Raw genomic sequence first — 6,159 nt, forward strand, 5'->3', positions numbered from 1 at the left:
GCGTAGGTCACCATCGAGACGATCGACACCGGGTCGCTCCCGCCGCCACGCCGCTTGGCGGCGGCGGACCAGGTGTCGAAGCACTTGCCGAACCCGGCCTCCTGCTGCGCGCTGGGGTAGACGACGACGAACCCGTACCGGTCGGCCAGCGCCGCGAACTCGCTGCCCGAGTAGAAGCCGGGACCCGAGCCGCCGCACCCGTGCATCGCCACCACGATCGCCGGGGTGGCGGGCCGGGCGTCGGGCACGTAGACGTGCATCCGCATCCCGCCGGGGTTGGCGCCGAAGTCGGTGACCTCCGTCAGCGACGCCGCCACCGCGGGGGCGGGGGAGGTGAGGGCGAGGCCGACGACGATCAGCGACACCACCGCGAGGAGGAGCACGCTCGTCCTGGTCTTCATGTGATCGCTTCCCTTCGTGCCGCGCGGGTCAGGAGGTCGCGCAGGTCTTGCCGTTGAGCGCGAACGACGTCGGGGCCGTGGCGTCCCCGGTGTGGGTGGCCTGGAAGCCGACCGTGACCGACGCGCTCGGGGCGAGGTCGCCGTTGTAGCCCGCGTTCTTGGCCGTCACCTGTCCCGTGGTGGGGGAGTAGGTGGCGTTCCACCCCGAGGTGATCGTTTGCCCGCTGGGCAAGGTGAAGACCAGCGACCAGCCGGAGATCGCGGTGGTGCCGGTGTTCGTGATGGTGAGGTTCGAGGTCAACCCGTTGTTCCACGCGTTGATCGCGGTGGTGACCCGGCAGGTCGTGCCACCGGGAGGAGGCGTCGTGGTGGTCGTCGTCGTGGTGGTCGTGGTGGGACCGCCGCTCTCGAACTGGGTGAGGAACTTCCACACCTCGCCCGACGTCCACGTCCGCCAGCCGTCACCACCGGAGTCGATCGGGCCGGGGGTGTGCCCGCCGTCGAACGCCGCCCACACCACCGGGTAGCCCGCCCGGCAGCCGCTGTAGGCGGTGATGACGTGCGTCCTGCTGCCCGCGGCCGGTTCGGGGGCGTTCTGGGCCGTGCAGCCGTTGTTGCGCACGAACCTGTCCCGCAACGCGCGTCCCTGCGAGATGTTGAGGACCGTGTCGCTCACGCCGTGCACGCCCATGTACGCGATGGGCTGGCTGCCGCCGTCGCACCCGCTGAGCTGCGCGCCGGAGTACGCCACCACCGCGCGGAACACCGTGGCGCGGGCGCAGGCGACCTCGTAGGACATCGCGCCGCCGTAGCTGAAGCCGCCCGCGAAGCGCTGGGTCGTGTCGACGCACAGACCCGCCTCGAGCTGCTTGAGCAGGTCGTCGACGAACGCCAGGTCCTGGCCGCCGGGATTGGCCCACCCGTTGTTGTTGCCCTGCGGTGCCACGAAGATCGTGCCGTTGTTCGCCGCGTCGGCGAGCTTGCGCAACCCGTAGTAGGACCAGTTGTAGCCGTCGCCCCCGCCGGAGTCGACGTCGTTCGCGGTGCCGCCCAGCCAGTGGAAGCCCACGAACAGCCGGTACTGGCGGCCGCTGTCGTAGTTGGCGGGCAGCCGCAGGATGTACGTGCGGTTCTGGCCGCCGCTGCTGATGGTGTGCTGGCCGCTCGTCAAGGTGGGGGCTTTGCCGCACCCGGCGGTCGCCGCGGCCGTGTCCACCTCCCCGGCGGCCGGGCCGCCGACCGCGATGCCCGCGGCCCCCAGGAGGAGCGCGGCCGTGGCGGCGGCCAGCGCGAGCAGGGACCTGCGCCGGGCCGTGTGCTGCTGGAACATCGTCGTCCCTCCGGTCGTCAGACTTCTTGGAGCTGGAAGCGCTGGTTGTCGGCCCCGGTCACGGACCACAGGGAGAACCGGGCGCCGTCCGCCGTCGACGCGCTCCACACGTCGAGAGCCAGTCCGCTGAGGCGGTTGACCAGGCTCACCACGCCGCCACCCTGGTCGACCACCCGCCAGTGCTGGGCGGGGGTGTCGGCGGTGGGTTGCTGGGTGATGTCGGAGCCGGTGCTCGCGCTCGCGGCCTGGAGCACCAGCCCGCTGTGCCGGGCCCGGATCCGGTGGTGGCCGTCGCCCGCGTCGACGAAGTCGAACTGCTGGTTGAGCCCGCCGGTCTGAGGCCACTGGTGCAGCAGGGCGCCCGCCGCGGTGGAGACGCCGCTGATGTCGGCGAGCTTGCCGCTGTGCCGCGCGACGAGCCGGTAGTACACCCCCGGAACGACCACCGAGGTCGAGCCCTGGCCCGTCGCGCGGTAGGTGCGTCCACTTCGGACGGAGAACTCGACGACGTCGGACTCGGGCCTGCCGGGCTGGACCACGGCCCCGGACGTCGTGTCGCGCACCTCGTAGGTCCCGGTGAACATCCGGTTCCGGACCCGGACCGTGCCGTCGCGGTCCGCGGTGACGGTGAGCGCGGTGGCGGCGCCGCCGCTCCACACCGCCCCCACGGTGTACCCGCCGCGCCCGCGCAGCCCCGTGACGCTGCCCGCGCTCCATGCCGACGGCAGCGCGGGCAGCACGTGCAGTTCGGCGTTGTGGCTGTGCAGCAGCATCTCGGCGATGCCGGAGGTCGCGCCGAAGTTGCCGTCGATCTGGAACGGCGGGTGCAGGTCGAACATGTTGGGCGCGAGGCGGTCGGTCGTCACGAGGGAGCGCAGGAGGTCGTGCGCCCTGGTGCCCTCCTCCAGCCGTGCCCAGTAGTTGACCTTCCAGGCGAGCGACCAGCCGGTGCCCGCGTCACCGCGCAGCTCCAGCGTCCGGCGCGCGGCGGAGTGCAGCTGCGGGGTGCCGCGCTTGGTGATCTGGTTGCTCGGGTGCAGGCCGTAGAGGTGCGAGACGTGCCGGTGGTTCTGCTCGGTCTCGACCCAGTCGTACAGCCACTCCTGGACGTTCCCGCGAGAACCGATCTTCATCGGGGCCAGCCGCTGCCGCGCCGCGCGCGCCTGCGTGCGGAGGTCCGCGTCCACGCCCAGCACCTCGGACGCGCTCGCGAAGCCGTCGAAGAGGTCCCGGAGGATCTGCGTGTCCATCGTGGGCCCGGCGCACACGCTGGCGTTGCTGTGGTGGTTGAGCTCCGGTGAGTTCGACGGGTTGGTCACCAGGTAGCCCAGCGAGGGCTCGGTCACCAGTGTGTCGAGGAAGAACCGCGCGGACCCCTTGAGCGCCGGGTAGTACCGGCGCAGGAACTCCACGTCGCCGGTGAAGCGGTAGTGGTCCCAGATCAGGGTCGACAGCCACGCCCCGCCGGTCTGCCACATGCCCGCCGCGGCGAAGTCGACGACCGAGGACCCCCGCCAGGCGTCGGTGTTGTGGTGGGTCACCCAGCCTCGGGCGTTGTACTGCACCTGGGCCGTGCGGGCGCCGGTGACCGCGAGGTCCTCGACCATGCGGAACACCGGCTGGAAGCACTCGGCGAGGTTCGTGGTGTCCGCGGGCCAGTAGTTCATCGGCAGGTTGGCGTTCAGGGTGTACTTCGAGTCCCACGACGGGGCCATCTGGTCGTTCCAGACGCCCTGGAGGTTGGCGGGCTGCGTGCCGGGGCGGGAGGACGAGATCAGCAGGTACCGGCCGTACTGGAACAGCAGGGTGGAGAACTGCGGGTCGCTGGTGCTCGCGTGCCGGGCGATCCGGACGTCGGTCGGCTGGTCGGCCGCCGACGTGCGCCCCAGGTCGAGCGTCACCCTGCCGAACAACGCCTGGTAATCGGCGATGTGACGGGTCCGCAGTGAGTCGAACGAGTACCCCTGCGCGGCGCTCAACCGGGCTCGGGCGATGCCCTGGTAGTCGCCGTCGACCGTCCGGTAGTCGACGTAGCTCGTGCCGATGGAGATCAACAAGGTCACCGCGGTCGCGTTGGCCACGCGCAGGGTGCCACCGGAACTGGAGGTGGAGCCCCCTTCCACCACGGCCTTGGCCAGCGCGAGGAACCGGACCGAGCCCGCGATGCCCCGCTGGTCGCCGGAGACGCCGTCGAGCGCGATCGTCGTCCCGTCCGGGCTGGACGCGGACGCGCGCTGGGGTGTGCCGAACACCGCGGTGAACGAGATCGAGCCCGCCGTCCCCGCGGTCAGGCGCACGACGACCACCTGGTCCGGCGCGCTCGCGAAGACCTCGCGCCGGTGGAGGACGCCGTTCGCGGTGTAGGTCGTGACCGCCGTCGCCGTCGTGAGGTCCAGCCACCGCTGGTACCCGGACGCGCTCGCCGACGGCAGCGCCAGCTTCAGGTCGCCGACCGGCTGGTAGGCCAACTGCCCGGCCGGGCTGCCGAGCATCGTCTGGTCGATCAGCGACTGGGCCCGTGTCCACTGGTCGGAGAACACGAGCTGCCGGATCTGGCCGAGCGCCGCGGCCCCCCGCGTGTTGCTGTAGTCGTGGGGGCCGCCCGCCCAGACGGTGTCCTCGTTGAGCTGGAGGCGTTCGGTGTCGGTGTTGCCGAACACCATCGCGCCCAGCCTGCCGTTGCCGACCGGGAGCGCGCGCAGCCAGTCCGAGCCCGCGGGCCGGTCGTACCACAGCGCGAGGTCGTCGACCGCTCGCACGTCCACGGGCGCGGCCGAGGCGGCACGGGCGGCGGCCGTCCACCCGGCCCCGGTGAGCACGACACCCGCGCCCAGCCTCGCGAGCTGCCGCCGGGTCAGGTCACCCATGGCGTTCCTCCAGGTGTGGTCGACGGGGGATCACGTCGCGCGTCGAACGGCAGTGCCGTGCCGTCACCGCGTTTCCCAGCCGTGGTCGGCCTTCCGGGTGGCGGTGCCGAACTGCCACCAGTTGACGTTGAGCAGGTAGCCGCTGCCGCCGGTGAACCGCAGGTACAGGTCGCGGGTGCCGGACAGGCCGCTGACGCCGCAGGAGACGGTGGTCCACGTCTGCCAGCCGCCGGTGTTGGGGACGGTGCAGCGGCCCGCCACGGTCCCGGTCGGACTGCCAGTGCGGACCTCCACGGCCGCACCGGACACCGTCGAGGCGACGCGGGCGCTGAACGTCGTCGCGCCCGAGCCGAAGGCGACGTTCTTGACCTTCAGGTAGTCGCCGTTGTCGATGTACCCGACGTTCATGCCGCCCTCGGACGAGACCTCGGTCTCGATGCCCGAGCCCCACGCGATGGTCTCGGCCTCTTGGCGGGTGTAGGGGTTGAGCGTGTCGGCGGCCGGTGGGCCGCCGGTGCTCATGGTGATCGTCGGGATCGTGCCGTCGGAGTTGTAGGAGAACTTCTCGACGGCCACCGAGCGCGTGTAGCCGCCCCCGCCGGGCAGCGCGCCGTTGTGGTAGAAGAAGTACGAGCCGCCCTTGAAGTCGACGACGCCCGCGTGGTTGGTGAAGCTGCCGCCCTGCGTGGGCATCACGGTGCCGCGGTAGGTCCACGGCCCGGTCGGGCTCGTCGCCGTGGAGTACGCGATGAACTCCGAGCAGCACTTGGCCGCGAAGACGTTGTAGTACAGGCCGTTGCGCTGGTAGACCCACGGTCCCTCCTCGTAGAGGGTGGGCCGGTTCGCGTCGCCGGTGCGGGTGCCGAAGCCCGAGGTGGTGAGCGGGATCTTCGTGGCGCTGCCCGAGTACGAGACCATGTCGCTGTTGAGCCTCACGTACCAGAGGTTCGGGTTGCCCCAGTACAGGTAGGCCTGACCGCTGCCGTCGACCATCACGGTCGGGTCGATCTCGCCGTTCTCCACCAGCGGGCGGCCGATGGCGTCGCGGAACGGTCCGGTGGGGCTGTCCGCGACGCCGACGCCGATGGCCATGCGGCCGGTGGAGCGGTTGACGACCGGGACGTACCAGTAGAACTTGCCGTTGCGCTCCACGGCTTGACCGGCCCAGGCGTCCTTGCTGGCCCAGCTGAACGTGCCCACGCTCATCGGGGAGCCGTGGTCGGTCCAGTTGACCATGTCGGCGGACGACCAGACGCGCCAGTCCTTCATGGTGAAGTACGTGGAGCCGTCCTCGTCGTGTCCGGTGTAGAGGTACACGCGGCCGTTGTGCACCAGGGGAGCCGGGTCCGCGGTGTAGACGTGCTGGACGATCGGGTTGTCGGCCTTGGCGGGCGTGGCAGCGGTGATCGCGGCCACACCCAGCGCCAGTGCGAGGAGCGCGGCGACGCGCGCTCGGAACCTCGCCGGTGGAGGGGTCATCGTCGTCTCCCGTGCGGGGTGGAAGAGCGTGGACGCGGCCGGCGCCCGGGCCGGCGGCGCCCCCCCCCCCGCGGGCCCCCCC

4 protein-coding genes are annotated in these 6,159 nt (G+C 71.5%); all 4 read right to left on the bottom strand.

Features of this window, described 5'->3' with window-relative positions; all coding sequences use genetic code 11:
• On the bottom strand, nt 1–401 hold a 401-nt coding region (locus ACFWW9_RS45505), incomplete at its 3' end, for an alpha/beta hydrolase family esterase (RefSeq protein WP_390389787.1).
• Between the two features lie 28 nt (nt 402–429).
• Nucleotides 430–1,731, bottom strand: coding sequence for a cellulose binding domain-containing protein (locus tag ACFWW9_RS45510; protein WP_390389789.1), 1,302 nt, complete (start codon nt 1,729–1,731; stop codon nt 430–432).
• A gap of 17 nt (nt 1,732–1,748) precedes the next feature.
• Nucleotides 1,749–4,598, bottom strand: coding sequence for a glycoside hydrolase N-terminal domain-containing protein (locus tag ACFWW9_RS45515; protein ID WP_390389791.1), 2,850 nt, complete (start codon nt 4,596–4,598; stop codon nt 1,749–1,751).
• A gap of 63 nt (nt 4,599–4,661) precedes the next feature.
• Complete coding sequence (locus ACFWW9_RS45520) at nt 4,662–6,077, bottom strand: glycoside hydrolase family 43 protein (protein WP_390389793.1); 1,416 nt, start codon at nt 6,075–6,077, stop codon at nt 4,662–4,664.
• Nucleotides 6,078–6,159: the final 82 nt, after the last annotated feature.

Origin of the sequence: Umezawaea sp. NPDC059074 (assembly GCF_042738955.1) — a bacterium.
In the GTDB taxonomy this organism is placed as follows: domain Bacteria; phylum Actinomycetota; class Actinomycetes; order Mycobacteriales; family Pseudonocardiaceae; genus Umezawaea.